Here is a 25,800-nt window from a genome sequence, read left to right as displayed (position 1 = left end):
TCCAAGCTACTACATATTTGTATCTACAAACTTATCTACGTCATCACTTTTTCCTAATACTACAATCACGTCAGAGTGTTCTATCGTTGTTTCTTCATTAGGTCTGATAATGAGGTGTTCTATACTTTTCTTACGCCCGTCTATGTATTCTTCATATTTTCGCTTAATCGTAATCAGTTCCAGTTGGTATCTCCCTGATAGGTTAATGTCTTTAAGTGTTTTTTTGAGCGTTTTGCGAGGGGCTTGAATTTCTACAATTTCATAACTGTCAGGCATAGGAAGATAAGCCTTCATATTGGGATTGAGCAGCATCTCTGCAATCATACTCCCAATCATATCCTCAGGCGAAATAATGTCTTTTACACCCAACTTTTCCAAGATAAGCTTTTGTTGCTGGTTCATGGCTCTGGCAATAATTCTCTTTACCTTCAGTTCAATAAGTTGCACTACAGTTAGTAGTAACCCTTCTATATTTTCTCCTATAGCTACCAGAACAGCGTCCATATCTGCCACATTTTGAGAGGCAAGTGCCTTAATATCTGTAGCATCTAAAGCCACCGCATAGGCAACCTCGTCTTTGATAGACTCTACGATTTCTATGTCTTGGTCTATAGCAAGCACTTCTGCACCGCGAGCAGCTAAGTTTTTTGCTACAGCCGCCCCAAACTGCCCTAATCCAATCACGGCAATCTTATCAGGTGTTTTTACCATATTGTTTTTTAATTTTTTCTTTTAAAAAAGTAATGATTACTTCTAACGCTTTATCAAAGTGTTGATTATTGGGGACAATGAAATCAGCTTCATTCTTATATGGTTCTATGTATTTTTCATAAGCAGGCATGACATGCTTTTCATAACGATAAAGCACATCATTGAGGTCATACCCTCTTTCTTGATTATCTCTCAGAATGCGTCTTTTGATTCTGATATGGTCTTTTGCCTCAATAAAAATTTTTAAATCTATCAGCTGTGCCACCTCCGTGTAGTAAAATACAAAGATTCCCTCAACCAAAATAATAGGCAAAGGCTTAAAAACCAACATTTGAGGAATTTTATTTGGATTATTAAAGGTATATTCCAAGCGACGCACTTCCTGACCCTGCCTCAGCAATCGCAAATCATGAGCGTACTGCTGGAAGTCAATAGATTCAGGCAGGTCAAAGTTTTTCCACCCGTTTTCGTCTATTGGCTGCTCCTCTCTGGAGCGATAATAATTGTCTTGAGCAAATAGACAAATCTCATTGGTAGAGAAGGCAGAGATAAGTTGATTCAAAAAATAAGTTTTTCCCGAACCGCTCCCGCCCGATATGCCAATAATGTAAGGACTTGCCCTCATAGGTTTGTTTTAGTTCCAAATAGTTGAATATGAATTGTATAAAAAAGGAAAAGCATTACCTATCCAAAATTATAAAAAATGCAATAAATCTAAAGGCTTTTCAAACACTTTTCCAAACTTTCCCCCCAGTGTGGAATAGTTAGCCCAAAAGTTTCTTTGATTTTAGTTTTGTCTAAAATACTATATGCAGGACGCTTAGCAGGGGTAGGATATGCTTCTGTTTTAATTGGTATAAGATTGATATTTAATTTTTTAATTTGAAAAATAGCATGAGCAAAATCGTACCAACTGGCTACGCCTTCATTGCTGTAATGGTAAATTCCAAAATGAGCCGAAGAAGTATTGATAATTTGTAAAATAGTTCTTGCTAAGTCTTCTGCGTAGGTAGGTGTACCTATTTGGTCAGCAACCACACTAAGGCTTGGTTTAGCCTCAGCCAATCGGAGCATAGTTTTCACAAAATTATTCCCAAAAGTAGAATAAAGCCAAGAAGTGCGAATAACAATCGTCTTAGGATTCTTGCTCAATGCCATTTGTTCTCCAAAAAGTTTAGTTTTTCCGTATATATTTATAGGATTTGCCATATCTACTTCTGTATAAGGAGTATAACTTCTGCCGTCAAAAACATAATCTGTAGAAATATGTATCAAAGTAGCACTCTGGCTGGCACACTGCTCTGCCAGCAACCTAACCGCTTTAGCATTAATCAATTCAGCTTTATCTGCCTCTCCCTCAGCTTTATCTACCGCAGTGTATGCGGCACAGTTGATACAATAGTTTATTTTGTTGTATCTAAAAAAATCTCGCACTATTTCTTCATTGGTGATGTCGAGTTCTTCAAAGTCAGCAAAAATGAAATGATACTTTTCTAATAAATGGTGTAGCTTTTTTAACTCACTTCCTAACTGTCCTTTTGCTCCTGTTACTAAGATGTTCATTAATAGTGTTTTTTTGCAAAAATGATGATTTATTCCAATATTCCTGCAAATTTAATTTTGCTTTTCCTTTTCTTTTCTAAAAAAATTGTAATATTGATTTTACTCATCTTAACATAGCTATTCATGCAATTAAACGATAAGAAAGTCATCAATGCGTGGTGTTTTTTTGACTGGGCAAATTCTGCCTACTCCTTAGTCATCACCACTGCAATTTTCCCTGCTTACTATACAGCAGTAACAGAGTCTTTTTTTGGAAGTGATAAAGTAATTTTTCTTGGAATAGAAATAACCAACACAGTACTATACTCTTACGCACTTTCAGTTTCTTTTTTATTAATCGCCTTGCTTTCTCCTATCCTCTCAGGCATCGCCGACTACGGTGGTAAAAAAAAATTGTTTATGCGTTTTTTTACTATGTTAGGTGCATTTTCTTGCCTTACTTTGTTCTTTTTCACAGGCTCAAACGTAGAGTTAGGGATTATTGCGGCAGTAACTGCAAGCATTGGATTTTCAGGAGGTTTAGTTTTCTACAATGCCTTTCTACCTGAAATAGTTAGCCCAGATAGATACGATGCTGTAAGTGCCAGAGGTTACTCTATGGGGTATTTGGGTAGCGTTTTATTGTTGATAGCCAATCTACTAATGATTCAGTTTCATGAGGTCTTAGGGGCAGAAAAGGGCTTCATTATTCGCATTTGTTTTCTCACGGTAGGGGTGTGGTGGTTGGGCTTTTCTCAGATAACATTCCAATATTTACACGATAAAAAAAATGGTCAAAAAATAGATAATGCTATCCTAAGTAAAGGTTTCCACGAACTTCAGAAAGTATGGCAAGCCCTTAAAAATCAGCCTAATATTAAGAAGTTTTTATTTTCTTTCTTTTGTTACAGTACAGGGGTACAGACCATTTTGCTTATTGCGGCACTTTTTGCCTCCAAAGAACTCAATATGGAAAGTAGCGAGTTGATTATTTTAGTCTTACTTTTACAAATTGTGGCTATCGGAGGAGCATACCTAACAGCCAAACTTTCAGGTTTCAAAGGGAACAAATCTACTTTGCTTATCTTGTTAAGCATTTGGGCTTTTGTATGCTTGACGGCTTTTTTTGTCTATGACAAAATTCAGTTTTATCTTTTGGCTGTACTTCTTGGCATGGTCATGGGGGGCATACAGTCCCTTTCACGCGCTACCTATTCCAAATTACTACCAGAAAATACTCCTGATACTGCTTCCTATTTTAGTTTTTATGATGTGTTGGAAAAGTCTTCTATTGTACTTGGGACGTTCCTTACAGGTTTTGCCGAGCAGCAAAGTGATAACATGAGAATAGGAATTTTAGCCTTAGGGTTTTTCTTCATAGTTGGGGCATTACTGATGAGTACAGTACAAGTCAGACCAGCCAAAGAGGGTTTATGAGCAAAAAATCTTGTTAATCTTGGGGAATATGTAACAATATTTGAAAGTAAATCATTATTTTTACCGCCTTAGTCAGTATTAAAACTTATTGTTGGAAAGTTTATGAAAATAGACTTTAATTGGATAAAAAGCAAGTTAGCAGAGGATTCTCGCCAAGCTGTTTGGGTACACTTAGGGCTGATGGGCATGGTAGCTTTCCTGCTCGTAATTTTATTTTTCTATATCTATTTGCCTGTTGTTACGCGCCACGGAGAAACTATTACCGTTCCTGATTTGGAGGGAATGCAGTTAGCACAAGTAGAGGATTTCCTTGAAGATAGAGATTTGCGTTATTACGTAGCGGATTCCAGCTATGACCACCGCCTCCCTCCTCTGACTGTGCTCAAGCAAGACCCAGAGAAAGGAGCAAAAGTAAAGGTCAATCGTCGTATTCACTTGACTATCAATGCTACCATGCCTCCTACTGAGCGTGTGCCTAATATCATAGATAATTCTATGAAGCAAGCAAGTCAGATTTTGGAAAGCTATGGTTTTAAGTTGGGGAAAATAGAGTATGTGCCTGATGTAGCGGCAAATACAGTTATCAAAGTGCTGGTAAACGGAAAAGAAATTACAGAAAAACAACTTCAAGAGGGTTTTTCTCTTGCCAAAGGCTCAAAAATAGACTTGCACGTAGGGGACGGCATGGGTAAAAATGAAATTATTATGCCTAATGTGGTCGGTATGTTACAAGATGAAGCAGAGGTATATCTCAAAGGAAGTGGCTTAGGTATAGGAGCAGTAGTAGAGGAAAAAGACGATACCAAAGAAATAGGCACCGTGCTTAGGCAAAAACCTACGGTAGGTACAAAGGTCAAAGTGGGAACGATTGTGGATATTTGGGTGAGTAATTGATTTTATTATCTATCTGTTTTTATTGTAAGTCAGGCTTTTTAGGTCATACATAATCATTAAACCATAAAGTTGAACAAAAAAATATGGCACACCACTACGCTTAATCAAGCTAAATTTTTACAATGAAGTATTCAACATTTCATCTTTCAATTGGGCGAAAGTTTATTTTCCCAACATTACTCTTACTGATGTTTATCTTTTCTTGCCAAGTGCTTTGTGGTCAAGGGCTTGTGCTGTATCCGATAGGGCAACAGCAAGGGAAAAAATCATCTGTTTCAAGAATAGAAGAAGGGAAGGAAGACACTATAAGAATCCCCTATCCTTTTTTTGAAGACTTTACTTCACGTTTTTATTTAAAAAATCACTTCCCAGATACTACTCGCTGGCTCAATAACAATGGTGGCACTTATGTCAATGACAGTTATGGCATTAATCCTCCTTCTTTCGGAATAGTTACCTTAGACGGCATCAACTATTTGGGAAAACCCTACGATTTTACTAATAGATTCATTGCAGGGGAGGCAGACAATCTAACCTCACGACAAATAGATCTCTCCAAAGCAACTTTACAAAAACGCTTGGCGTTGAGTTTTTATTGGCAAAGTCAAGGTAATGGTTCTAAACCTGATGCAGAGGACTTCCTTGCTGTACAGTTCAAAGATAGTCTGGGTAATTGGACTACACAATGGCAACGCAACGGCTCAGTAACAACGGGCAATAGCTTTCAGTACGTTGCCTTGCCTATCAATAATCCTATCTATTTCCATAAAAACTTTCAGTTTCGTTTTCAAGTATTTTGCAGACTGTCAGGAGCTTATGATACTTGGAATATAGATTATATTTTATTGGATAGTCTTAGAGGCACAGGAAGTAATACAAGAAGCATTTTAGACATTGCCTCAGCCCGCATAGAAACTCATTATCTCAAACGGTATAGAGCCATGCCTCTGGAACAGTACTATGCCAACCCTCAAAGAGAAACCGCAGATAGTATAGTCATGTTTGCGAATAACTTGCACGAGGAGTTTAATATTTTTGCTTGTGATGCTATCCTGACAGATTTGGTGAGCAACGAGCGCTTAGGCGTACTAAGGGATACCTCTTTTATTGTATTGGCGTTTAGTGAGAAGAAAGTTCCTGTCCCTGCCAGAAGCGTGGACTTACCCAAAAACCGCGAAAAAATGATTTTACAATATAAGTTTCGCATGGACACACGCGAAAGAGATGATTACATCAGAGGTGTAAACTTGCGAGTCAATGATACGATTGCAGGAATTACAGTGTTGGATAACTACTATGCGTATGATGACGGGACAGCAGAATTTGCTGCTACCATCAACCAAAAATTTGGCAAATTAGCCTATCGGTACGTGCTTAATACACCTGCCGTACTTACGCATATAGACCTCATGTTTGTTCCCATAGATGTCAATTTGAATGGAGAAACCTATAATTTAAGAGTTTGGAAAAATTTAGATTTTAGAGGACGAGGGGCAAAAGATTCTGTTCTCTTAGTACAAAATGTAATTTTAAACTATACTGATAGCATCAACAAGTTCCTAAGAATAGAACTCAGCCGCAGGATAGCCCTTTCAGATACTTTTTATATAGGGTTTGAGCAGTTATCAGATAAGAACTTAACTATTGGCTTTGACAAAAATACGGATTCTGGAGCGGAGATTTTTACCAATACCACTAATGAATGGATACAAAATAAACTTAATAAGGGTAGTTTGATGCTACGCCCTGTATTTTTAAATAGAAATGCCGTCAGCACCAATGATAGGATTTGGGAAGCCTTATCTGCTAAGGTGTACCCTAATCCTACTAATGGAGAACTCATTTTAGAAGGGCAAATTAGAGAAGTACAGCTCATAGATTTGCAAGGGAGAATGATGATGGAAAGCACCTTCCCGCCTTATCAAGAGTATAAAAGTTTAGACTTGAGTAATCTCCCTAATGGCTTGTATATCTTGCATTTGCAGAATGAAAAAGCAAAAACAATCAAAAAAATAATTGTTCAGAAATAAATTCCTTCTGATATGGCAAAACACAAAAAAAATAATAAAGAAAATGAAGATGAGGAGCATTCCAAAGCACACCCAGATTTAAAAGGCTTCTATGTCAAAATTAATGCCTTTGGAGAAATAGAGTGTAGTCATTCTATAGACGAGATTAACCAATTCCTAAATAAAAATATAGTAGATAAAAAGTTGAAACATCGTTTTGGTTATAAATCAGATGCAGATGACGATACTATCAACTTCATGTACGGAAATATGGATTTGTAAAGTTTAGTGTAGTATTTATAAGTCTATATTTCTTATTGCCAAGTAACACTGATTATGAGTATTTTATATAAAATCGCCTCTTTTTTATATGGTGAAAGTCCTGAAACTGACCCTAAAGCACGTTTGGCTTCCCTGAAAAGCGTACCTCGTTTGCTAAAACTTATTTGGCAGACCAACCCGCGCATGGCTCTGACCAATATCGTTCTAAGATTAATTACCTCTGTTTTTCCTCCTGTCATGCTTTATATCGGCAAACTCATCATAGATGAGGTAGTGCTATTAGTCAATACCAAAGGACAGCATACTAACGAAGACCTTTGGATTTGGGTAAGTGTAGAGTTTGCCTTAGCTGTAGTATTGGACATTTTGAATCGCTTAATTAACCTGAACGATACTCTTTTAGGAGATTTATTTGCCAATAAGTCCTCTGTACAAATCATAGAACACGCCGCAAAGTTGGATTTGTACCAATTTGAAAATCCTACTTTTTATGATAAGTTAGAAAAAGCAAGACAGCAAACAGGCGGACGAACTTATATGATGACACAAGTTTTAGCACAGTTGCAGTCAATTATCTCTTTTGCTATGTTAGGGGTAGGTTTAGCGATTTTTTCACCTTGGCTGATATTGGTCTTACTTATTGCTGCGGTTCCTTCTTTTATTTCTGAAAGCCGATTTAATACACTAAAATACTCTCTCACCACTGCTTGGACTCCACAAAGACGTGAGTTAGACTATATCCGATACATGGGAGCAAGCGACAGCACCGCCAAAGAGTTGAAAATATTTAACTTATCTGATTTTCTTTCCCAACGCTTTACCAAACTCTCTCATGAGTTTTACGAAGCCAATCGGAAACTTAGTATTAGGAGTGCTTTTTGGGGCGGTCTGCTCTACTTGCTAAGTACAGGTGTGTATTATGGAGCATATATCTACATCATTATCAATACAGTACACGGAGCTATCACTTTGGGAGATTTGACTTTTTTAGCTGGCTCTTTTGACCGCATGAGGTCTGCTTTCCAAACAATTATGAATCGCTTTGCAGATATATCTTCGCGTGCTTTGTATTTACAGGATTTCTTTGATTTTTTTGACCTCAAACCTGCTATTATTTCGGATAATTCGTCTAAAAAAGTACCCAGACCTATTCAAAAAGGTTTTACCTTCGAGCATGTAAGTTTCCAATATCCTGATAAAGATAACTACTCTTTGAAAAATATTTCTTTTCACTTAAAAATAGGGGAAAAAATTGCCTTAGTAGGCGAAAACGGTGCGGGAAAAACTACTTTGGTGAAACTTTTAGCAAGGCTTTATGAACCTACAGAAGGCAGAATCTTATTAGATGGGGTAGATTTGAGGGAATATGACATAGAAGATTTGAGAAGCCAAATTGGGATTATTTTCCAAGACTATGTGAAGTTTGCTTTGAAAGTATCAGAAAACATAGCAGTAGGTAATATTAAAGAAATCAACAATTTAGAACTAATTAAAACAGCGGCGCAGAAAAGTTTGGCGGATACAGTAGTTAAAAAATTTCCTGAGGGTTACGAGCAGATGCTTGCTCGCAGATTCAAAGGAGGGGTAGAAATGTCAGGAGGAGAGTGGCAAAAAATCGCTTTAGCACGTGCCTATATGCGAGATGCCCAATTAGTGATTTTAGACGAGCCTACTGCTTCCTTAGATGCAAGGGCTGAGCATGAGGTTTTTCTAAGATTTTCAGAACTCATCACGGGAAAGATGGCAGTACTCATTTCGCATCGTTTTTCCACAGTCCGCATGGCTGACCGAATCTTATTTTTAGAAAATGGTGAACTCAAAGAAATAGGCAGCCACGAGGAGCTGATGCAACTCAATGGAAAGTATGCGGACTTGTTTAGGCTACAAGCCAAAGGCTACACATAAAACTTAGTTTGTCGGAGCATCTCTGATAGGGGCTTTGGCAAAAAAGTCTGTATAGAAGCGACTTGCATACTGATTAAGTAATTCTTTGATTCGTTCTAACTTTTTGCTTTTTACTATCAGCCCTGCATGGCTTTCCATATTCATTCGCCAGCAAATCTCAGGGTCGTTGTAAGCAGAAGTATCAGGGAACTGCTGTTTTGCCAAAGAAACAATGATGCCTGAGTAATCTTTGTTAATTTTGGGTAATTTATATTCATCTTGGAAAACTTCGATTTTTGCCCATTCTGCCCAAAGATTGATGCCACTCGAAGCCTCTACCATCTCGACAATATTTGCTCCGCCTACACGAGCAGAGGTTTCCAAAAAGTAAAATTTACCGTCAGCATGGGCTTTGATAAACTCCGTATGAGAGGCTCCCCTACGCAAGCCAAAGGCTTTGAGAACTTCTATATTCATGGCTTGTAGGGCTTTTTCGTCCTCAGAACCATAAGTAACTGTATGAGAGCGAAATACACCTCCTTCGTGAGCTACTTCCATAGGTGTATTCATGTACTGGTGAACGCGAGAAAAAATAACTTTGTCGTTATTTATCAGTGCGTCCACATGAAAAACATCACCGGGAACAAACTGCTCTAAAACGTATTGAAAACGCTTGTCGCCCAGTGTATCTAAAAGCTGCCAAAGTTGGTCTGCAGTTTGGATTTTTTTAATGCCAATAGCTGAGGCAGCAGAGCGAGGTTTGAGTACCCAAGGGGCGGGTACTTGGCTGATATAATTGGCAACAGTCTGATTATTAAAAACATCAGTAAAAGGAGGGACGAGTAAGCCGCCATCTTTGGCTTGTATCCGCATGGCTAACTTATCTCTAAAATGCCTTGCTGTAGTCTGCCCCATGCCCGGAATCCTGAACTCCTCACGAATATGGGCTACACGCTCCACATCGTAGTCATCTAAGGCAACGATAATGTCGAACTTGTGTTCACGCATGATGTAAGCAATGCCTTTCATCACATTGTCCATATTTACATTTTCGTTGTCATCAGGGATATAAAAGATTTCATCTAAACTTTCGCGGGGCCACTCTTTATGTTCTAATTTTTTAGAAGTAATAAGCATGACCTTGCAACCTATCTCTTTGCAGGTTTTCATGAACTGCACACCTTTGAAGTAGGTAGTAAAACAGAGAACGGTTTTTATCTCTCGTTGTTTAATCTCTTTTTTTGCCACTTTGGTAAGGAGTTTGGTGTATGACTACTTTGGACTGAGTATGATTTGCAATTAGTTAAATAAATTGATGAATTGCAAGGATTTGTGGCAAAATTTTAATCAAAAATCTTTCGCTTAAACTCGTATTTCTCACCTAAGTAGGCTTTTTTCACCTGCTCGTTCACCACTAAGTTTTCGGGAATGTCGGAAATAAAAATATTTCCATTGGTCAAGATATAGGCACGGTCAGTAATAGACAGGGTCTCATCTACGTTGTGGTCGGTAATAAGAATACCTATGTTCCTGTTTTTCAACTTATAAACAATTTTTTGGATTTCCTCTACGGCAAGGGGGTCGACTCCAGCAAAAGGCTCATCAAGGAGGATAAACTTAGGGTCGACAGCCAAAGCCCTTGCAATTTCTGTTCTGCGTCTTTCTCCACCTGAAAGTACTGCCCCCATATTTTTTCTTACTCTGAGCAAGCTAAATTCTTCTAAAAGCATTTCTACTTTTTCTTTTTGCTCGGCTTTGGACAGATTCGTCATCTGCAAGGGGGCTAAAATATTTTCCTCTACCGTCAGCTGGCGAAACACAGAAGGCTCTTGCGCCAAGTAGCCCACGCCCAATCTTGCCCTTTTATACATGGCTAATTTGGTAACTTCTTGGTCATCAAGGTAGATACTGCCACTGTTGGGCTTAACCAAACCCACCATCATGTAGAAAGTAGTGGTTTTTCCTGCTCCATTAGGACCCAACAAGCCCACTATTTCGCCTTGCTTGACCTCTACGGAAACGTGGTTTACTATCGTTCTTGCTTTATATCGCTTTACTAAGTCTTCTGCTCTGAGAATCATTTTTTTGAATTACTAATAACTGATGAAAAATGTGGAGTAAAAAGATGTCCATATTTCCCAAAAAACAAAATTACAAGATTATCTTATTGTGAAACAGAAAATAACAAAAATTATGATTGGGGTGTGCGGGATTTTATTTATCTTGCCAAAACTTTGGAAATGAAACATAAGAAAGAGTACATTTATTTTCTAAAAACTCAATAAATACTTATGTGGTTTGCAATCAAACAAATTTATGAGAGCCTTCTCTTTGCCTTAAGTGCTTTGAAAGAGAATCTTTTACGTACTATTTTGTCGCTTTTGGGGGTTACTGTGGGGATTTTTGCTATCATTGGCGTACTGACTTTGGTAGATACGCTAAATGACAGCATTAAGAATAGCCTTTCTTTTATCGGCAATAAGGTAATTTATGTAGATGTTTTCCCTTGGACTTTTGGCAAAGGAGAATATCCTTGGTGGAAATACATCAAACGCCCTAATCCTACCTATGAGGAATATAAGTTCTTGGAAAAAAATTTGACTCAAGCCTCTGCCGTTTCGGTCTTTGGAGTGAGGGGTGGATTAAATGTCAAATATAAAAACAGCAGTGCAAAAGGGGTAGTTATGCAAGGAATTTCCTATGCACACAACAAAGTAGCAGACCTTCGCATAGAAAACGGAAGATACTTTACCGAGCAGGAAACAGAAAGCGGTAGAAATGTAATACTCATTGGGGCAACTTTGGCAAAAGACCTTTTTGGGAACGCCGACCCTATTGGGCAAACTATCAAAATAAATAATATTCCCTTCAATGTAATTGCAGTATTGAAAAAGCAAGGAGATAATCTATTGGGTGCGCCAAGTACGGACAATCTCTGCATCGCTCCTTTCAAGAGTATGCAAAAAATGTTTATTTCTACACGTAGGAGAGGGGTAAGACCACAAATCGCTTTGAAAGGCTTTGAAAGCGATACAGGATTGCAAGAATTGGAATACGAAGCCAAAGGCGTACTGCGTGCTTACAGAGGTTTGAAACCTTTGGAGGAGGATAACTTCGCACTCAACCGTCCTGAAGCACTTTTTGATTTCATAGACGGTATTATTGTTACGCTCAAAATAGGTGGGTGGCTTATTGGAAGTTTCTCTATGTTAGTTGGCTGTTTTGGTATTGCTAACATTATGTTTGTGTCAGTTAAAGAACGCACCAACCTCATAGGTATTCAAAAGTCCTTAGGAGCAAAAAATTATTTTATTCTGTCCCAATTCCTTTTTGAAGCTATCTTTCTAAGTGTGATTGGTGGATTAGCAGGGCTACTTTTAGTTTCTATGTTGTCATTTCTTTCCTCAGAAACTTTTGTTATCAAACTAACTACGCTCAACATCTTAATTGGCTTAGGAGTATCTTCGGTCATAGGTATTTTAGCAGGAATTATTCCCGCTATTTCTGCCTCTCGCTTAGACCCTGTGATTGCTATTCGCTCTAAATAAGGGAATTAATTTGGCTTACTCAATCCAGAAGACCTTGCTTTGACAATAGCCTTATCTGTTTCTTCTCGGATACGGCTGTAGTCTAATTTTATTAAGTCCACTTCCGTCATAGTAATGGTTTCTGGAGATGTACGCAAATAGCGAATGTAGTACAAAAGGTTCTTCAGTTGGCTTACCGTAGCCGAGTGCCTTACCCAAAGTTCGTGGGAATCAAAAAACATACGCAAATCGCTAATAATCGTCATAAAAGCACTGATAATGAGTGCAAGCGTATTTACAAACCAAGTGGAAGGTATGCCAAAAATAGGTTCTGCCAATTTTCCTGTAAGGTTTATCCCCAAAATAACGGTGAGTAGGGCGGCTGATACTGTACCTAACATTGTTAGTACCAAAGCTCCCCACTGCTGTTTGCGTTCTTGCTTTTGGCTTGTGGCTAAATCTTCCTGAATTTTATTTTCTAAGTATTCTAATTTATCTGCTACTTCAATCTTTTCCTCATTAGATATGGATTTTACTTGCTTGCGAGTAAATAACTTCATTCGCAAAATAGTTTGAGGGCTAAGTTTACTATCTGTTTGAAAGAAATTGGGAACAAAAGTCGTTGCCTCGCCAGAAGTTGTTGTAGAAAAATTTTGTAAATCTGCTGTTTCCATATTCTTTCTATTTTAATTTTTTCTGTAATCGTCCATTCTAAGTTTTAGTCGGGCATTCTCCGCTTCTTCTTTGATGCGTGCATATTCTAAGTTGAGCAAGTTTATATCGTCTAAGGTGCAGTAATTAAACCCAATTTTTAGGTATTGGATATCCTCTAAAAGTTGAGTAAACTGACTTACTGTGTCTGTATAAACTACCCATAACTCATTGGAATCTAAAAAAGTACGCAAAGCACCTATGACCGTCAGAAAAGCACTAATCATAATGGCAATGGTATTAGCATACCATCTCAAAGGCTGACCGAAGGGAGTACGGACATTTTCCATGCCGTCAAAAACAGTCAGATTTACCCCTAATAGCACCGTTACTACTGCCGCCAAAGCGGTGCTTAGAAAGCGAAAAATAAAAGCTCCTCTTCCTTTTAACTTTCCTCGCTTTTTGTATAATTTAATGTCTGATTCTATCTCACTCTCTAAAATAGAGAGTTTGAGTTCTACCTCTTTGCGTTCTGCCTCGCTTACTATCTTGCGTCTTGTTTTGGAAAAAAGACGCTGACGGACTAAGGCTTGCGGCGAAATTTGAGAAGTATCAGCCCCAAAAGAAGCAACAAAAGGAGTTTGCGACTGATAATTAGGAGGTTGTGTAAGGTCTTCTTCCATATATATTTTTATTTTATCTGGAAATAATCTAAGCGAAACTTTGATTTTCAAATATTTAAAATCACTAAGTTAAAGTAAAACTTTCAATTTGCAAATTTTATAAAGAGAATTTTTGTAAACTTATGAGTTTGGTACTCCTATCTTTTCAGAAACCCGTATTCATACACTTTGGGTTCTATTTTTTGGGCTAATTTGTTTAAACTTTCTCGCAAATTGGCAAGGAGTGCGTTGAAGGTTTCGTCTATACTTTTGTTATTCATTTTGTCTTTTTCATCTCTGCCCTGAAAATACGCTTTGATGTCGTACAGAGAAGCATTCGGATTGTAAGTTCCTTCTATGAAGTTTTGGCTGTGGTAATATCGCCAAAGTTCTCGCCCTGCCTCAAATACAGCTTGGGCTTCCTTTGAAAATATAAGTGGCTCATTAAATTCTGTCACTTTTTCAAAAAGATGCCCGTTAGAGCCTTTTTTTAACTTACCCTCGATAAATTGGGGGATAAAGTTACTATCAAACTTCTCTCTCGCATTGACTTCCCGCTCGGTAAAAGGTATCCAATGATTTGTCCCTTCTTGACTTGAAATTTTGTTTTGTCCATGAAAAAGTGTAAAAGCCAAGCAATCGTTTTGAAAATCTGTGTCTTTTTCCCAATCACTATTAGGATAAAGGAATTGGTCGCGGTCGTTGAGCCAAGTGGCTTTGATGCAGTGGCGAACGGCAAAGTAGATGCAAGCGAAAATCAAATTGCTTTTGTTTATATAAAAATACTTGCCATGTCTTATTCCTTTGCTATTTTGTATAGCGATAAAGTTATTGTTTTGGAAGTCAGGAGCATCTGCCACCAATACTCCTATAAAACCATTCTCCCCCTGAAAAGCAAACTGGTCTAACCAATCATTGATTCTACCTGCTTCATCATCGTTAGCATAAAAATTCTTGTTAAGCATAAACTTCCCCTGAGCATCATAAATATCTACTGAAACCGTGCTGATTTTTTCTTTTTGTTGCGTATTCCATATAAAAAATCCGATAGGAAATTTTCCCTTCACGTTGTCAAAGGTATTGGCAGGAACGGCAAAAGTTTTTTCATTTTTAGCAAGAAAATGACTTCTAAATAGCTTTGAATTGCCCGAACACACAGCTTTAAATTTTGAAAATTGGGCTATGTAGCTATCGGGAATCTCAGCATAAATACGCATTAAAAACTGTATATAAAGTTCAGCTCTTGCCTTGCCTAATTTCGCATTGTATTTTTGGTAAATTTTTGTGTTTTGAACTTCACTTCTTTTCGTGCTAACCCTGCTATTGCTTTCTGCATAAGGAGGATTGATATAAATAACCAGTTTTTTTCGCTTTCCTTCCTCTGTAAGGATTTTGTAAAGACTATCGGGTAGTTTTCCACCTTTGGACTTGGGCAAAAATTCATCGTTCAAAAAATCAAACTGAAAAACATGGTCGTGCAAAAGGTTCGTTCCATTGTTGATGCGGTCGTGCATCACTTCTACGTCTTGCTTGTCCAGCGTAGATGCCCAAATATGATACTTATTTGTGAGTCCTGCAAGTAGATTTCCTGTCCCTGCGGCGCAGTCCCAAATGTAGTACTCGTCCTGCCAATTTTCTCCTAAGACCTTGGCAAGGTATCTTTGGGAAAGTTCTACCCAAATTTGAGGAGTAAAAAAACTGCCCTTTCGCTCACGCACATCTTGGGGAACGAGCAAATCGCGGCGTTGGACGATGTAGTCCCAATATTGCTCTTTGGGAGGGCGTTCGTATCTGTTCCAAAACTGATTATGAGCAACTTGCTTATCTTTGAAATCAACCGTTTTTGAGTTAAACATTCCTGCTTCATCTATTTTTCTGTCCAGTTGGTAATGGTCTTTTCTGAGCAGAACAAAAAGTTTTTCTTTGAGGGTAATATTTTCTTGCGAGAGCAAATCAGCGAGGTAAAAATCGCCGTCAATGATGCCCTGTTTTTTAGCGATTTCCCAATTTACTGCAATCGTAGGTTTGACGATTTGCAACCACTTGTTATAAATCACCAAAAAGTTATTTTTATCAATTCTAATTTTAGTAGTCCCAAATTTGTCCTCTGCAAGTTTTTTAATAAATCGCTGGAGTTCCTTGTCATCATTAGTAAATCTAAAAAGTAGGGCTTTTTGGTCAATGGTATTTTTAACTTTTTCGTACAGAAGACTGAACTCTTTAGTGTCGTAGTTGGAAGGAGTAACGTTCCAGTTGAAATCATTGAGGTAAAAAACTTCCTGAATGTCGTTATAAGGGACAAAAGCAATAGCTTCAGCGTCAAAAGCAGCTAAGTAAGGCGGAGGCAGGTGTTTATCAAAAGTACGAGCCTTGCCAATAGTCAGAATAAGCTGAACGAGAGAATGATACAAGTTGGATTTCCCTTTTTTAGCTTCTGCCCATACCAGCGAGGTAGATTCGTACAGTTCAGGATGGCTTTGGTGCATAGCTACACAAAAATCTACATTCCCGATAATGCGCGTGCAATCATATAACCAAAAATAATCTTTGGCGACCTTGTTTTTCAATTCTTCTTCTCTGAGGTCTTGGTATTTCATGCTCCTGTCTATGTTCGGCTAAACTTACAACTTGCTAATTCTCTTTACTTTCCTTCCTAAGCCATCTATAATTTCCATGATATAAATGCCTTGTGGCAAGTTTTCCAAATCTAATTGGTTTTCAAATCTATTAGAATTTTTATTAATTATCAAGGACTTGTGCAATCTTCCTGAAAGGTCATAAACATTGAGATTTACCTCTCCTTTATAGTTGCTAAACATTTTGATTTTGAGTTCTTTATCTGTTGGATTGGGGTAAAGCAATAAATAATCCAACTCGCCCTTGTCGGTTACAGAAGTAGAAAAACGCACTACAAAGCGGTCTTTGATGTAGCCTAAATTATTGACACTAAATTGGTATTCAGGCTTTTGAGTTAAATTATGGATAATATCTAATTGCTTATCTTCTAAGTAGATTTGGACGTTTTGCTTAAAATAATTGATTTCATTTAGTCTAATGGTATGCAAACCTCTGGTATAGGTATAAACCGTAAGCGGAATAGTAAAATCCTCTTTTAACGAAGGTAAGCCGTTGATAGCTAAGTTTTTGTTATCCTCTGAAAGTGTGTAAATAGAAGGTACAGGATTGGAATTGAAGTGGAATTTTTCTGCATCGTATTGGTCGTATTGGGCTTCTGCTCCTTCCTCAAAGTAAATCGCTGTTTCATCTGCATATTTTCCTTGACTAATTCCTAATTTGACTAAGCCACTTCTTACTGAACTTTCGCTTTCTTCGGTTCTAAAAAAAGTAGGGTTTGTTGCTGGAACGCTTGCTAATCTCACGGAGTTATTCATTTTGAAAGCAACATTATTTGCCGTTGCCCTTACGAAAAATCCTTGCCCAATTGCAATTTCGTCTTCTCCTCCATTCATGCCTATACCCACAGTACTTGGAGGCACAGGAGCAGTAAAGTATGCCCAAGTGCCTTCATAGCGACCTATAGGAATCCTACGAACAAAAGTGTTTTCTATATTAGGATTGATGCTTTTCAAGGCTGTCCAAGAAATAGGAGAGGGGAAAGGATTGCCCATGAGTTGCCAACCTGCATTGGTGGAAGTTCCTCTGGTTAGGTTGATGTCAGGTAAACTTCCTGTGGGAGCATTTCCATTATTAAGAGTGCCTACAAAGTCTAAAGTATTTCCCTGAGAAACATTGATGATGAAACCTCGTGAAGTTTGGATAGCTTGGCTTGTATTGGCAGGGCTATACCAACCTTTTTCAAATATATCGTTTGGGGCGGTGGCTTGTACTCTATTTTCATCATAAAAATAAAAATTTGGGAAAGCACCTGTATATGGTACTACCCAATCGTAAGCAGGATTGAGTACTAAACCTATGTCGTCAGCAATTTGAGCAACAGTAGCGTTTTGGATAGGAGAAGAGAAATAATGATAGCCTCCTGCTCCTGCGTAGGCGGCGGGGTAAACAGTTTGCCCTCCTGTGATGTGCCTATTGACTGTAACCTCTCCTATGACTTTATTAGAACCGTCAGCTTTTTGAATTACCATAGCTGTTCTATTGGCATCAGAGGCTAAGGTAAGATTGCCGTTGGAAGTCAAATCGCCGTTTCGCAGTTCTACTAAGCGAGTAACTACTGTTGGACGAGTCAAAATGACATTTCCGCTCGTAGATACTTGAACTCCCTGTTCCCTAAAAGCATCTATAATTAGGTTTGTAACGATGGGAGGCAGACCGTTGCCTGTTTGAGTGTCTATTTTAAAAGGTCTGTAAATGTAGGTAGCATCTCCATGATAGTTACGCGTACCGCTCATGCGAATTGCTCCTGTATTGCCAGAAAGCGTAATGCCATCTTCATCAGAAATAGAGAGGGTAGTTCCGCTTTGCATAGTGAAGTTACCTGTACCTGTTACTATGCCAAAATCAGTAATTAGTTGTCCTCCTGTTTCTACCAAAAAATTCCCCTCTGCGTTGAGCATTCCAGAAATATTCAGCACTCCTGTATTTTTTACGGTTACGTTATTGAAGTTTCCACTTCTAAACTCGGTTGTGGTTACTATCAAATCAGGCGTATTAATTTTTCCCATAGTCGCGGTTTGCTTTCTAAAATCAGTATTGTCATTGCCTGTTTTAGTTCCATTAGGCACTCGCGCCATAGCTTCATCTGCCGTTCCTGTAGAGCCACTTCCTGCTATGCCACCTGCACTTGTTGTATTAATGCCCACCTTTACCTCGTCTATGACTGTTCCGCTTGCATCTTTCAAACGAATAGTTAAGTTAGTGTTATTCATAGCATTGCTTGTAACACCTCTGACATTTCCAAGCACTAAGTAGTCGCCTGCTTTGGTATTAGTAAAAGTCCCTCCGCTTGCACTTATGTAATTAGATACTTGGAAAGCACTGCCCACTCCATTGGTAAGATTTCCTCCTAAAAAAGGTGTAGCATCGTCAAGGTCTATTGTCCAATTGGTCAAGTCTAAACCTGAACGTTTGATAAATAGCTCTACCCATTCATCTACCCCTTGCGATACCGCTCCACCTCCTATTATTCCATTGAAATTATTGGTACTCCAATCTTGCTGGGGTTCGGTAACAAATTCGTTAATCACTACATCTCCTACTTGAGGGGGAATAACGATACTCATAACATTGCCTATTACTGCTGCGGGAAAAGTAGGTGCAAATTCTGAACTTCCTGTGCTGGCAGCTATAAAGCCATGCGAACTCGCCAGCACTTGGAAAGCTAATTTGTCGGTATCTGTAAAACCCGTTGTCCCTAAACTAATTGCCAAAGTAATTTCTTTACTTCCGTTATTAGCGATTGGTAAATCCGTTCCGCCGATGGAAAAAGTTATGTCCGTAGCGTTAATTGTTGGGGTGGTGGGAATGGGTGTAGCACCATCCAAAAGTTTGGCGTTAGTGATTTTCCCTACCCAATTGGCAATATTATTGCCCAAGCCCTGCCTAATTTTTACTTGATTTACGTGAGTGGGCAAGCCATCAGAAGTTCCTAAATCCCTAATAGTAAACTTAAAAACGCTTACATCAGTAGAACCAATGTTAATACTTGCAGTCGGAACTTGGGTAAGAGGACTTTCTACTCTGGAAGTATTGTCATTTCCTCCCGAGATGTTTAAAGTATAGTCGTGGACTTCTCCAAAACCATAATTGGTACAAGCGTCATCTACCGAACCAGCCGCTCTCTCTCTCAATCTGATTCTCATGCGTGTATGACCACTTTGGGCAGTAAGCGGAATAGTAAAACTTCCTGTAAAACAAATATTACTTGTTTCGTCATTGGCTACTTTTTCGCTTGGTTCAAAAATACCATTTTGGTTATAGTCCACCCAAATAGCCATGTTACGAGGGGAGAAAGTGCCAAAGCAAGTTCCTGTGAGCAAACTAAGTGCATAATCATAAGTTGTTCCTTTACTTACATTGACAGGAGTGGCAGTAAAATTTCCATAACTACTTGCCGAGCAGCCTGTTGCTATGTCATTAATCAGATTGGTCGCTCCTTGTGAAAAAATAAAATCATTGATACTGCCCGTCGCGCTGCACGCTCCAGAGTAGGTAGGGGTGCAGTAAATCAAACCCGTAGTGATGCTCAATACATTGCTAAAACTTGCAGGAGCGTTTACAGGCTTAATTCGGTAGTAATACACTGTATTTGAGGTAACTGTATTATCTGAAAAAGTGGTAATATTGGTATTGACTACACCTACAGAGGTAAAATTGATATTGTCAATAGAACGTTCTATGAAATAACCTACCTCGTTGGCTACGTCTGTCCAAGTAGCTGTAACTCCATTTCCTACTAAATTTAAAGAAATTAGGGTAGGAGCAGAGGGAGTAGTAGCCGAGCAAGTAGCAGAGGAATAGTTCCTTGAACCTCCTGCAAAAATCTGCATACGGCTATACTGCCCTACGGTAAACTCATTTCCACAGTTAAAGTAATAGCCCATGATATTGCTGGTCATAGGAGTATATGCTTCTCCATTGGCATCTACATTTCCCCCTGTATAAGCGCAAGCAGAGATGATATTTCCGTTAGGTTGTTCGTAAGGGTCAGCAGGAGTATCGCAAATCAAATCGCCTTTAAGAGAACAGTTTGCCCCTGCTCCTCTCGTAACTAATTCTCTTTCAGAAATAGTTGGATTATTACTGCTTTGGAAAGTATGCAAAAGTCCAAAATAATGCCCCATTTCATGTGGAACGGTTTTTCCATCGTTGGCTTGGGAGTTTTTTATCAACATACGCTCAGGACCTCCCGGAAGCCAAGCATATCCTCCTACAAACTTGCTCCCTGACTTGACGGTATTGGCATAGTAAATATTAATTTTTCCTGCTTGAAAATGCCCTGCACTTACCAAAGCAGGCTCTTCTGAATTTTCAAAATCATAAAAAGTATCATCATTGACGTAGTTAAAGCCACCACACATATAAAACTGAATGTCTATTACCCTAAATTGTCTATTGAGGTCTGCAATTCCTCTCATCACTTGCAATTCGCTTACGCCTCCTGTACCGTCCGTCTTTCGCAAAATGTAAATCGCCAAAGGAAAATAAGTAGCTACTCCCTCAATAGTTTCTGTTTTAAAGCGACTTGGCTTAGCTTGCCCTAAGCGTATGAGCATTTCTCTCTGTTCGGGAGTGGGGTCTGCCGTTCCACAACCAAAATCTTGGGCATGAATAGCCTGAGAATTATATAGATAGGTAAGACAAAATATAATTAATAGCTTTTTCATTTTAGGAAAATTTAGAGATTGACTATGAGTATAAAACGAAATAAGAAGATGTGTATTGCAAGCAAATAAGTAACTGATTTTGAATATCAGGAAGGTTTTGACTGGTTAAAAGTTTACTTGAGTTTTTCTTTTCCAAGTATAGTAAAAAAAACCTTACACTACCTGATTAGATTAGATAATGTAAGGGGAGATAAATGTATGATTTTCTTACAGGTACTTTTAAGAAACTGCTGTAAATTCTATGATGTACTCGGGTTCGGTTTTATTAACGCTCCTTGGGACTTTAAAGCGTACAGAGAAAGAAGTTTCTGTTTTAGTAACTAAGGTAACTTTAAATTCATTCGGAGTACCTTTATCAAAGGTGATGGAAGTTTCGTTATCAGTAATTTCCCAGCGACCATTATTGGCAGGATTGATAACAATATTCACGGGAGAGTTACCCAGAGTAACGGCATACGTTCCATTCTGTTGCAACACGATTCGATAGTTGCTATAATTCCCTTGAGTATCTACCGTTCCATTAATAGTTACTTTGGTAATTCGCCAATTTTTTGACAATATTTCCAACAAAGTTTTTGGGGTGCTTCCACCACCGCCGCCGCCACATGCACTAAGCAAAATAATAAATGAGGCAGCAAATAACAATTTTTTACTTACTAAGTACTGGAGTAATTTCATATTGGTTCTAATTTTAGATTTTCGGATATTCAGTAGGCATTTATTTTTTTATACTATCCTGTTTAAGATATAGACACTTTGGCTAAGTTACAAAAGTTTTATTTAAAAAGCATTAAATTAACAATCTGATTGCAAAAATTATATTCATATTGCTGATTGGAGCATATTATCACCACTTTATTGGCTGATACCTCTTTGATATTTTCTACATACCAATCAATATTTTTCTCATCTAAGTTAGCCGTTGGCTCATCTAAAAACAAAACTTTTGATTTGGCATACATTGCCAAAGCTAACTTGAGTTTTTGCTTCATACCTGAGGAAAAGAACTTGATAGGTTTGTAGGTACTTTTTTGAAATCCTAATATTTTTATTAGTTCTTCTCTTTTAACGGATAATTTTTTAAAATTGGTATGAAAGTCTATCATTTCTTTCAAAGAAAACTCCTCTACTAACTCTAAGTAAGGGGCGGCAATCGCTAAATCTTTGAACCAATCTCGTGAATCAATTTTTTTTTCATTATATACGTAATCTACCTCTCCCATGGTTGCAGGCATCATTCCTGTTAATATTTTCATTAAGGTTGATTTACCACTTCCATTGCTTCCTATGATAGCATAGCTTTGATTTTCAAGGAACTCAAAGCTAAAATTTTTAAAAATCCACTCTCTGCCAAATTGCTTACCTACATTTTTTGCTACAATTTTATTCATTGCCTACTTATTCATCTTCGTCTGCTTGACCATTATTGAGTGCATTTTTTCCATTTCTGCTTGCAGGCATAATTCCTCTTTTAGAAGACTTGATAAAGTCTAATACTTCATCTCTTTCAATAGAGTAGGGCATACTGTTTTCTATAATATGCAAGGCTTGTGAGTTGTTGTATCCTTTGAGGTAGATAGTGCGATAGACTTCTTGTAACTCATTGATTTTCTCAGAGCTAAAACCTCTACGCTTTAAGCCCACTAAGTTCAAACCTACATAGCTGAGTGGCTCGCGTGCTACTTTGATAAAAGGAGGTACATCTTTTCTTACTAAAGACCCTCCACCTACCATAACGTGCTTGCCTATCCTTACAAACTGCTGAACAGCGGCAGTTCCCCCAATCACAGCAAAATCGTCTATGACCACGTGTCCTGCTATCTGCACAGAATTAACAATGATGCAATTATTTCCTAAAATACAATCATGGGCTATATGAGCATAAGACATGATTAAGCAATTTTTACCAATAACTGTTTGAAAACGGTCTTTTGTCCCGCAGCTGATAGTAGCGTATTCTCTTACTGCGGTATTATCACCGATAATGGTCAAAGTCTGCTCCCCTTCGTATTTAAGGTCTTGAGGAATTTGTGAAATAACTGCTCCGTAGTATATCTTACAATTTTTACCTATACGAGAACCATTTTTAATGACTGCATGCGCCCCAATCCAAGTTCCTTCCCCGATTTCTACATCTGCTTCTATGTATGCAAAAGGTTCTACAGTTACGTTTGCTCCTATTTTCGCCTCAGGATGAATGTATGCCAAATGATGTAGCATTTTTTATTTTATTTTTTTTAACATTTAATCTCTCTACTTGATACAGAGTCTTTCTAATTAGTCTCTTTTTTTACCAATCTTGCAGACATTACTGCCTCACAAACTAAGTCGCTCCCAACATAAGCCATACCTTTCATCTTTACGATTCCTCTCCTGATAGGCTCGAGAAGTTCACATCTAAAAATTACTGTATCGCCCGGAATAACCATTTTTCTAAAACGACACTGGTCGACACTGAGAAAATAAGTCCACCATTGCTCATTGATTCCCATATTATTGATTGCCAAGATGCCTCCTGTTTGCGCCATTGCCTCTATTTGCAATACACCGGGAAAGACCGGATTGTTAGGAAAATGCCCCATGAAATAAGGCTCGTTTACAGTAATATTTTTTACTGCGGTTACTGTAGTTTCATCTAATTGAATAATCTTATCTATCATTAGAAAAGGATAGCGATGTGGCAAAAGCTCTGCTATTCTGTTGATGTCAAAAACGGGCGGCATCTTGGGGTCGTAAACAGGAATCTGCTCCTTGTTTTGTGCCTTTTTCATTGCTTTTTTGATTTTCTTTGCAAAACCCACGTTTGCCGCATGCCCGGGTCGCGCTGCTAAGATTTGTGCTTTCAAAGGTCTGCCTACTAAAGCCAAGTCCCCAACCAAATCCAGTAATTTATGACGGGCTGGCTCATTTTTATAACGCAGTTCTATATTATTCAAAATCCCCTCTTTTTTGACCTCAACTTTGGGTTTGTTAAAAAGCGAGGCTAAGTATTCTAATTCACCATCTTCTACTACCCTATCTACGATGACAATGGCATTGTTCAAATCTCCTCCTCTAATAAGATTGTTTTTGTATAGCATCTCTAACTCATGCAAAAAGCAAAAAGTGCGACAGGAGGCTATTTCCTCAGAAAATTGCTCTATATCATTCAAAGAAGCGTGCTGGCTTCCCAGTACAGGGGAGTTGTAATCTACCATGACGGTAAGGCGATAGTCGTCCAAAGGCAAGGCGGCTATCTCTACATCTCTATCCGGCTCTTGGTAAAAGATTCCCTGCTCGGGTTGGAAGAAATTTCTCAGCATATCCTGCTCTTGCAGACCGCAGGTTTGTAATGCCACTATGAATTGTTGAGAGCTTCCGTCCATGATAGGTGGCTCAGGACCATCTAATTGAATAAGTACATTATCTATCTGCATTCCTACCAAAGCCGCTAAGGTATGTTCTACCGTATTTATTCTTGCACCACTTTGCTCTATGGTAGTGCCTCTTGATAAGTCGACCACATTGTCTGCATCGGCATCTACAATGGGTTGCCCTTCTAAGTCAATTCTTTGAAACTTAATGCCGTGATTAGGAGGTGCAGGAAGAAAAGTCATGTTTGCTTGTACGCCTGTGTGCAGACCTACTCCTGACAAGGTAACTGATTTCTGAATCGTATGTTGCTTGCTATATAACATGGTATTTCAATATTCAATTTTTATTTGGCAGGTGAAAAAATAATTTTATCTATGAGAAAGCTATCACTACTTTGATTCTTGCAAAGTTACAATTTTTTTCTCGAGTTCTTCTATGCGTTTCTTAAATTCAGGTAATTTACGAGCAATCACATAGTTTTTTAGTTGCTCTCTATGGTCTATGGCAGGTGCGCCAAGTACAGTCATCCCTTCTTTATCTATAGAGTTAGAAACTCCAGACTGCGCTCCTATAGTAGTTCTATTGGCAATACGAATATGACCTACTATTCCGACCTGACCCGCAATAATACAATTTTCGCCTATAGTAGTAGAGCCAGAAATGCCTACCTGCGAGGCAATGACGGTATTTTTTCCAATACGCACATTGTGGGCTACTTGAATCAAATTGTCCAATTTTACGCCTTGTTCTATTAAAGTTGCTCCCATAGTAGCTCTGTCTATGGTAGTGTTCGCTCCTATATCTACATTGTCTTCTATAATTACAGTGCCTACTTGGGGGATAGCCTTATAAGTACCATCTGACTGAGGAGCAAACCCAAAACCATCACTACCTATCACAGCCCCAGCATGAATAGTGCATTGATTTCCTATTTTACAGTCTGCGTATATCTTTACTCCTGCATATAGAATGGTATTGTCGCCTATGCTTACTTTATCACCTATATAAACATGAGGATAAATCTTGACATTATTTCCTATTTTGACGTAATTCCCTATATAAGCAAAGGCTCCTATGTATGCTCCTTCTCCATAAGTGGCTGTAGGAGCGATATAGGAGGGTTGTTCTATGCCTATTTTAGAAAAATTAATGATTTTAGCATATTCTTCTAACAATACGGAAAAAGCAGTGTAAGCATCATCAACTAAAATAAGCGTAGATTGGTATTCTTTTTTAGGCTCAAAATCTTTGTTGATAATGACTGCACTCGCCTCAGTAGTGTATAAATAGTTTTCGTATTTCAAATTAGACAGAAAGCAAATGTCTCCCTCTTTGGCTTCTTGTATTTTTGCCAAATTATTTATTTTTCTGGTATTATCTCCTTTTACTTCTCCTTTTAGTATGTGTGCGATTTGTTGGACTGTAAATTCCATTTGCAATAATAAAATTGACTAAACTCAAAAATCAAGTGAAACGATAATTTTGCAAAGTAAAGAAATTTACATCAATAGGCTTGAATAAAGTTAAAGGTTTTTTCAATAGT

Annotated in this window: 20 protein-coding genes; 6 read left to right on the top strand and 14 right to left on the bottom strand. The window is 38.2% G+C overall.

What is annotated here, in order from left to right; all coding sequences use genetic code 11:
• Positions 1–9: 9 nt before the first annotated feature.
• The 3 genes from BM141_RS08260 to rfbD all read right to left on the bottom strand — a co-directional run bounded on the left by BM141_RS08260 (position 10) and on the right by rfbD (position 2,274).
• A complete protein-coding gene (locus tag BM141_RS08260) occupies positions 10–711 on the bottom strand; it encodes a potassium channel family protein (RefSeq protein WP_091543752.1) in 702 nt (233 codons plus the stop codon).
• The gene (gene udk, locus BM141_RS08255; RefSeq protein ID WP_091543749.1) at positions 695–1,336 is read right to left on the bottom strand and encodes a uridine kinase; all 642 of its coding nucleotides are present in this window, start codon (positions 1,334–1,336) and stop codon (positions 695–697) included. Before udk ends, BM141_RS08260 begins: the two co-directional genes overlap by 17 nt.
• 89 nt (positions 1,337–1,425) lie before the next feature.
• Positions 1,426–2,274 carry a dTDP-4-dehydrorhamnose reductase gene (gene rfbD / locus BM141_RS08250; RefSeq protein WP_091543745.1) on the bottom strand — a complete coding sequence of 283 codons (849 nt, stop codon included), beginning with the start codon at positions 2,272–2,274 and terminating at the stop codon, positions 1,426–1,428.
• 123 nt (positions 2,275–2,397) lie between these two features.
• Here rfbD and BM141_RS08245 point away from each other — a divergent pair, with 123 nt between their 5' ends.
• The 5 genes from BM141_RS08245 to BM141_RS08225 all read left to right on the top strand — a co-directional run bounded on the left by BM141_RS08245 (position 2,398) and on the right by BM141_RS08225 (position 8,780).
• Positions 2,398–3,690: an MFS transporter gene (locus BM141_RS08245; protein ID WP_091543743.1), complete on the top strand. Its 1,293-nt coding sequence runs from the start codon at positions 2,398–2,400 to the stop codon at positions 3,688–3,690.
• A 102-nt stretch (positions 3,691–3,792) separates the two neighbouring features.
• Positions 3,793–4,584 (top strand): PASTA domain-containing protein, encoded by a 792-nt coding sequence (locus tag BM141_RS08240; protein ID WP_091543741.1) that lies wholly within the window; start codon positions 3,793–3,795, stop codon positions 4,582–4,584.
• A gap of 122 nt (positions 4,585–4,706) precedes the next feature.
• Positions 4,707–6,614, top strand: a complete 1,908-nt coding sequence (locus BM141_RS08235; protein ID WP_091543738.1) for a T9SS type A sorting domain-containing protein — start codon at positions 4,707–4,709, stop codon at positions 6,612–6,614.
• Between the two features lie 12 nt (positions 6,615–6,626).
• Positions 6,627–6,875 carry a hypothetical protein gene (locus BM141_RS08230; RefSeq protein ID WP_177217304.1) on the top strand — a complete coding sequence of 83 codons (249 nt, stop codon included), beginning with the start codon at positions 6,627–6,629 and terminating at the stop codon, positions 6,873–6,875.
• 54 nt (positions 6,876–6,929) lie between these two features.
• Entirely contained in the window at positions 6,930–8,780 is a 1,851-nt protein-coding gene (locus BM141_RS08225) for an ABC transporter ATP-binding protein (RefSeq protein WP_091543735.1), read from the top strand.
• 3 nt (positions 8,781–8,783) lie between these two features.
• On the opposite strand, the gene BM141_RS08220 is transcribed toward BM141_RS08225, so the two are convergent.
• Together BM141_RS08220 and lptB are read right to left on the bottom strand one after the other, a co-directional pair.
• Positions 8,784–10,007, bottom strand: coding sequence for an ATP-grasp domain-containing protein (locus tag BM141_RS08220; protein ID WP_245764019.1), 1,224 nt, complete (start codon positions 10,005–10,007; stop codon positions 8,784–8,786).
• Between the two features lie 95 nt (positions 10,008–10,102).
• Positions 10,103–10,840 (bottom strand): LPS export ABC transporter ATP-binding protein, encoded by a 738-nt coding sequence (gene lptB, locus BM141_RS08215; RefSeq protein ID WP_091543732.1) that lies wholly within the window; start codon positions 10,838–10,840, stop codon positions 10,103–10,105.
• A 210-nt stretch (positions 10,841–11,050) separates the two neighbouring features.
• Here lptB and BM141_RS08210 point away from each other — a divergent pair, with 210 nt between their 5' ends.
• Positions 11,051–12,307 carry an ABC transporter permease gene (locus BM141_RS08210; RefSeq protein ID WP_091543729.1) on the top strand — a complete coding sequence of 419 codons (1,257 nt, stop codon included), beginning with the start codon at positions 11,051–11,053 and terminating at the stop codon, positions 12,305–12,307.
• Positions 12,308–12,312: 5 nt separating this feature from the next.
• On the opposite strand, the gene BM141_RS08205 is transcribed toward BM141_RS08210, so the two are convergent.
• From BM141_RS08205 to lpxD, 9 genes are all read right to left on the bottom strand, one after another.
• On the bottom strand, positions 12,313–12,960 hold the full coding sequence (locus BM141_RS08205; protein WP_091543728.1) for an SLATT domain-containing protein: 648 nt from the start codon (positions 12,958–12,960) through the stop codon (positions 12,313–12,315).
• A gap of 12 nt (positions 12,961–12,972) precedes the next feature.
• The gene (locus BM141_RS08200) at positions 12,973–13,620 is read right to left on the bottom strand and encodes an SLATT domain-containing protein (protein ID WP_091543725.1); all 648 of its coding nucleotides are present in this window, start codon (positions 13,618–13,620) and stop codon (positions 12,973–12,975) included.
• Between the two features lie 137 nt (positions 13,621–13,757).
• Complete coding sequence (locus BM141_RS08195) at positions 13,758–16,196, bottom strand: hypothetical protein (RefSeq protein ID WP_091543722.1); 2,439 nt, start codon at positions 16,194–16,196, stop codon at positions 13,758–13,760.
• A 24-nt stretch (positions 16,197–16,220) separates the two neighbouring features.
• Entirely contained in the window at positions 16,221–20,903 is a 4,683-nt protein-coding gene (locus BM141_RS08190) for a GEVED domain-containing protein (RefSeq protein ID WP_091543719.1), read from the bottom strand.
• Between the two features lie 219 nt (positions 20,904–21,122).
• A complete protein-coding gene (locus BM141_RS08185) occupies positions 21,123–21,581 on the bottom strand; it encodes a lipocalin family protein (RefSeq protein ID WP_091543718.1) in 459 nt (152 codons plus the stop codon).
• 98 nt (positions 21,582–21,679) lie between these two features.
• The gene (locus BM141_RS08180; protein WP_091543715.1) at positions 21,680–22,294 is read right to left on the bottom strand and encodes an ABC transporter ATP-binding protein; all 615 of its coding nucleotides are present in this window, start codon (positions 22,292–22,294) and stop codon (positions 21,680–21,682) included.
• 7 nt (positions 22,295–22,301) lie between these two features.
• Entirely contained in the window at positions 22,302–23,123 is an 822-nt protein-coding gene (gene lpxA / locus BM141_RS08175; RefSeq protein ID WP_091543713.1) for an acyl-ACP--UDP-N-acetylglucosamine O-acyltransferase, read from the bottom strand.
• 53 nt (positions 23,124–23,176) lie between these two features.
• The gene (locus tag BM141_RS08170) at positions 23,177–24,580 is read right to left on the bottom strand and encodes a bifunctional UDP-3-O-[3-hydroxymyristoyl] N-acetylglucosamine deacetylase/3-hydroxyacyl-ACP dehydratase (RefSeq protein WP_091543711.1); all 1,404 of its coding nucleotides are present in this window, start codon (positions 24,578–24,580) and stop codon (positions 23,177–23,179) included.
• A 66-nt stretch (positions 24,581–24,646) separates the two neighbouring features.
• The gene (gene lpxD, locus BM141_RS08165) at positions 24,647–25,690 is read right to left on the bottom strand and encodes a UDP-3-O-(3-hydroxymyristoyl)glucosamine N-acyltransferase (RefSeq protein WP_091543708.1); all 1,044 of its coding nucleotides are present in this window, start codon (positions 25,688–25,690) and stop codon (positions 24,647–24,649) included.
• Positions 25,691–25,800: the final 110 nt, after the last annotated feature.

Origin of the sequence: Thermoflexibacter ruber (genome assembly GCF_900113045.1) — a bacterium.
Taxonomy (GTDB): domain Bacteria; phylum Bacteroidota; class Bacteroidia; order Cytophagales; family Thermoflexibacteraceae; genus Thermoflexibacter; species Thermoflexibacter ruber.
Note: the sequence above shows the minus strand (reverse complement) of the source record. Positions and strands in the feature narration are given on the sequence as shown.

Bases quoted from the DNA above. Each gene is read 5' to 3' on its own strand.
- BM141_RS08190 (WP_091543719.1), bottom strand. From the start codon at position 20,903: ATGAAAAAGCTATTAATTATATTTTGTCTTACCTATCTATATAATTCT.
- udk (WP_091543749.1), bottom strand. From the start codon at position 1,336: ATGAGGGCAAGTCCTTACATTATTGGCATATCGGGCGGGAGCGGTTCG.
- lptB (WP_091543732.1), bottom strand. From the start codon at position 10,840: ATGATTCTCAGAGCAGAAGACTTAGTAAAGCGATATAAAGCAAGAACG.
- BM141_RS08195 (WP_091543722.1), bottom strand. From the start codon at position 16,196: ATGAAATACCAAGACCTCAGAGAAGAAGAATTGAAAAACAAGGTCGCC.
- BM141_RS08185 (WP_091543718.1), bottom strand. From the start codon at position 21,581: ATGAAATTACTCCAGTACTTAGTAAGTAAAAAATTGTTATTTGCTGCC.
- BM141_RS08260 (WP_091543752.1), bottom strand. From the start codon at position 711: ATGGTAAAAACACCTGATAAGATTGCCGTGATTGGATTAGGGCAGTTT.
- BM141_RS08180 (WP_091543715.1), bottom strand. From the start codon at position 22,294: ATGAATAAAATTGTAGCAAAAAATGTAGGTAAGCAATTTGGCAGAGAG.
- BM141_RS08235 (WP_091543738.1), top strand. From the start codon at position 4,707: ATGAAGTATTCAACATTTCATCTTTCAATTGGGCGAAAGTTTATTTTC.
- rfbD (WP_091543745.1), bottom strand. From the start codon at position 2,274: ATGAACATCTTAGTAACAGGAGCAAAAGGACAGTTAGGAAGTGAGTTA.
- BM141_RS08200 (WP_091543725.1), bottom strand. From the start codon at position 13,620: ATGGAAGAAGACCTTACACAACCTCCTAATTATCAGTCGCAAACTCCT.
- lpxA (WP_091543713.1), bottom strand. From the start codon at position 23,123: ATGCTACATCATTTGGCATACATTCATCCTGAGGCGAAAATAGGAGCA.
- BM141_RS08225 (WP_091543735.1), top strand. From the start codon at position 6,930: ATGAGTATTTTATATAAAATCGCCTCTTTTTTATATGGTGAAAGTCCT.
- BM141_RS08230 (WP_177217304.1), top strand. From the start codon at position 6,627: ATGGCAAAACACAAAAAAAATAATAAAGAAAATGAAGATGAGGAGCAT.
- BM141_RS08240 (WP_091543741.1), top strand. From the start codon at position 3,793: ATGAAAATAGACTTTAATTGGATAAAAAGCAAGTTAGCAGAGGATTCT.
- BM141_RS08210 (WP_091543729.1), top strand. From the start codon at position 11,051: ATGTGGTTTGCAATCAAACAAATTTATGAGAGCCTTCTCTTTGCCTTA.
- lpxD (WP_091543708.1), bottom strand. From the start codon at position 25,690: ATGGAATTTACAGTCCAACAAATCGCACACATACTAAAAGGAGAAGTA.
- BM141_RS08170 (WP_091543711.1), bottom strand. From the start codon at position 24,580: ATGTTATATAGCAAGCAACATACGATTCAGAAATCAGTTACCTTGTCA.
- BM141_RS08205 (WP_091543728.1), bottom strand. From the start codon at position 12,960: ATGGAAACAGCAGATTTACAAAATTTTTCTACAACAACTTCTGGCGAG.
- BM141_RS08245 (WP_091543743.1), top strand. From the start codon at position 2,398: ATGCAATTAAACGATAAGAAAGTCATCAATGCGTGGTGTTTTTTTGAC.